Raw genomic sequence first — 2,989 nt, 5'->3', positions numbered from 1 at the left:
AGGGTGAGGGTTTCGCCCCGGGCGGAGGCGATCACGTCCACCCGGCGGGTGAGCTCCGGATCGGAGAACACCTCGACGATGCCGCTGAAGTCCTGCTCGTCTCCGTTCATCTCCCGGGCCAGGGCCGAGGGATCGAAGCCCAGAGCCAGGGTGAGCTGTTGTTCGTCCCGGGGCAGGTCGACCTGCGTGACGTCCGGGCCAACGGGGGAGGCCAGCGCCCCTCCCGGGCGGAACAACGAGCTCGCGCCCCACACCACTCCCCCGACGAGGACCAGGCCCGCCACGGTGATCGCGGCGATCAGCCCCGTCCGGCGGCGGCGGTCCGGGAGCTGCTTCGGGTGCGGTGCGGTCATCGAGCGATCCTCAGAACGGAGCGGGCATCGGGCGGGGCACTCCCCATCCTATGCGGGGAGCCCGAGCCCTGGTCCACGCTTCCGCCGCGAGCGGGCACGATCTCCCGCGGCACCGACGCAGCGACGCAGCGGGCACCGTCCGGACCCGCCGCCCCGGGTCACCCCGTCCCGAGGGGCGGCATCCGGACGAGGGCGTACTCGCCGGGCTCGCCGCTCGGCACCGCCCCCACATTCTGGGTGCTCTGCGCGATCGGCACCGGGAAGTCGCCGCGGCTTCCCGGCGCCCCCGAGTCCGCGCGGAGCAGCAGGCCCTCGCCGGAGACGCGGAGGGCGACCCAGTCCGGTCCGACGCTCGCGAGCTCCGCGGCCTCGCCCGGCAGCTCCGCGTTCCAGCGCACGGAGCCGGCCTCGGCCGCCACGATTCGGGTGCCCGCGGCCCCGCCGACGGCGAGCACCGCACGCGTCCCGTCCGAGGACCCGGTCACGCCGAGGATTCGTCCGGGCACGGGCGCGCCTATCGCGTCCCCGGTCCCCGCGTCGATCAGCTGCGCGCGCGGGCCCTCGGTCCCGAGCAGTTGGAGAGCGAGCACGCCGCCCGCGGCGGGCTGCTCGGGCAGGGAATCCCCCTCGTTCGCGGGCCGCGCCCAGCGTTCGCCGCCCCCGGCGAGGTCCCGGGCGACGAAGCGATCGGCCTCCCGGAGGACCGCGATGCCGCCGCCCTCGAAAACAATGCGGGCCTGCTCCGCGGCGGCGACCGTCAGCGCGGTGCCGTCGGCCGGGTTGAGGGCCTGCGCGTTGATGGGGGCGTCCGAGACGATGCTGCCGGGCACCTCCCCGAAGCGCATGCCCGGGCCGGCCCCGAGACGCGGTCCGAGGACCGGGGTCGCGTCCCAGGCCGGGGTGCCGTCTGCCCGGAATCCGGACGCGACGTAGTCGGTCCGGAAGCCCGCGCCGTCCCGACGCGTCACGGCGTCGAGCACCGCGACGCGGGGCTCCCCCTCGGCGGTGCTCGAGACGGCCCAGCCGACGCAGGACGGGCTCGTGTGCACCTGCCAGCGGCTGCCCGTTTCGTCCACGGCGATCACGCGCTGCCTCGGGTCCTCGGCATCCGGGAGCACCCCGAGCAGGAAGACGTCGGCGACGGCGACCGGGGCGCTGTCGCCGCGGATTCCCCCGATGAGCTCGGCTCCCGCGGGCAGCGCTCGGGGCTCGACCCCGGCCACGCGCAGATCGGCGGCGCGCTCGCTCCGGGCGGCCCCGGAGCCGTCCTCGTGCGCGGGCACGGCGGGGGCGCAGGCGCTCAGTGTCAGCCCGAGGGCGACGACGAGCGCGGCGAGCGCCCCGCGTCTCACACCCGCTCCTCCGCGGGCTCCGTCTCGGCGGTCGGGGCCGCGGTTTTTCGCGCGGTGCGCGCGCCGCGGAGCTTCACCGCGGCGAAGACAAGCCCGGCGAGCACGATCGCGCCGATCAGGAACACCGCGTTCGGGATCTGCGAGCCGGTCACGCTCACCCAGCTCTCGGCCCGGTACTGCGCGCCGATGGGGATGAGGCTGCCGATCCCCGCCGTGCCGTCCGTGAGCAGCAGGAGCAGCCCGACGCCGATGGACAGGGTGCCGGAGATGATCATGATCCAGCTGTTCTGCCAGCGGCCGATGCTCAGGGTCTTCGGGCGCAGCCAGGCGCGGCCCCGGTCGCCCATCTTCCGCCACACGGCGGCGAGGGCGAACAGCGGCAGCGCCATGCCGACCGCGTAGAGGGCGAGCAGGATCGCGCCGTAGGCGGGGCTGCCGCCGAGCGCGGCCATCATGAGCACAGAGCCGAGGATGGGCCCCGTGCAGACCCCGGCGACGGCGTAGACCGCGCCGAGGAGGAACACCGACACGGCGCTCGTCGCGTCGGGGTCCGCGCCGCCCTTCCGGGCGAAGCTCGGCATCGGGATGCCCAGCAGCTGCACGACCCCCATCAGGATCACCCCGGAGGCGGCAACGGCGACGAGCACGCTGCGGTGTTCGGTGACGAGGGCACCGAGGGTGCCGGAGAAGATCCCGAGCGGCACCAGGGTGGCGAGCAGGCCGAGCAGGAAGAGGCCGGTGCGGGCGATGAGCTTCGCCGGGGAGACGAAGGCGTACGCGAAGAAGGCGGGCAGCAGCATCACCGAGCAGGGGCTCAGGAGGGAGAGCAGGCCGCCGAAGAGCGCTCCGGCGTATCCGATGTCCATTTACTGGGCGTCCTTCCGCGAGGTTGTGCGTTGCTGTGCGTCGGCCCGGCCCGGGGCGGCGTCACCGGTGCCCCGTGCGTGGGCGGATTGTGATCGGGTCCCCATTCTAGGCCCCCGCCCGGTCGAGCTGTTTCTCGATCTCGGCCCGGAAGAACTGCTCCGGCTGGGCACCGCTCACGGGCTCGTCCCCGATGAGGAAGAACGGGGTGCCGCCGATGCCGATCGCCTGCGCCTCCGCGAAATCCCGCTCGACGAGGGCGAGCAGATCCGGGTCGTCGAGGTCCGCGCGGAAGCGGTCGAGGTCCGGGACCCCGGCCGCCTTGGCGAACTCAAGGAGTTTCTCCTCGCTCAGGTCGGGGTGCCCGGTCGCGGGGGCCCCGGCGTAGACCGTCTCGTTGAATTCCCAGAACCGGTCCTG

At 74.3% G+C, this 2,989-nt stretch carries 4 protein-coding genes; all 4 read right to left on the bottom strand.

Features of this window, described 5'->3' with window-relative positions:
* Positions 1 to 353, bottom strand: a 353-nt coding sequence (locus OOT08_RS11540) for a hypothetical protein (RefSeq protein ID WP_325092770.1), incomplete at its 3' end; no start/stop codon positions are given.
* A 158-nt stretch (positions 354 to 511) separates the two neighbouring features.
* On the bottom strand, positions 512 to 1,705 hold the full coding sequence (locus OOT08_RS11535; protein ID WP_325092769.1) for a hypothetical protein: 1,194 nt from the start codon (positions 1,703 to 1,705) through the stop codon (positions 512 to 514).
* Positions 1,702 to 2,571 carry a cytochrome c biogenesis CcdA family protein gene (locus tag OOT08_RS11530; RefSeq protein ID WP_325092768.1) on the bottom strand — a complete coding sequence of 290 codons (870 nt, stop codon included), beginning with the start codon at positions 2,569 to 2,571 and terminating at the stop codon, positions 1,702 to 1,704. Before OOT08_RS11530 ends, OOT08_RS11535 begins: the two co-directional genes overlap by 4 nt.
* A 106-nt stretch (positions 2,572 to 2,677) precedes the next feature.
* Positions 2,678 to 2,989, bottom strand: a 312-nt coding sequence (locus OOT08_RS11525) for a DsbA family protein (RefSeq protein ID WP_325092767.1), incomplete at its 5' end; no start/stop codon positions are given.

The sequence above is a fragment of the Leucobacter sp. M11 genome, from assembly GCF_035726885.1.
Classification (GTDB): domain Bacteria; phylum Actinomycetota; class Actinomycetes; order Actinomycetales; family Microbacteriaceae; genus JAPFRB01.
The sequence above is the reverse complement of the archived record's forward strand: the minus strand, read 5'-3'. Positions and strand labels throughout refer to the sequence as shown.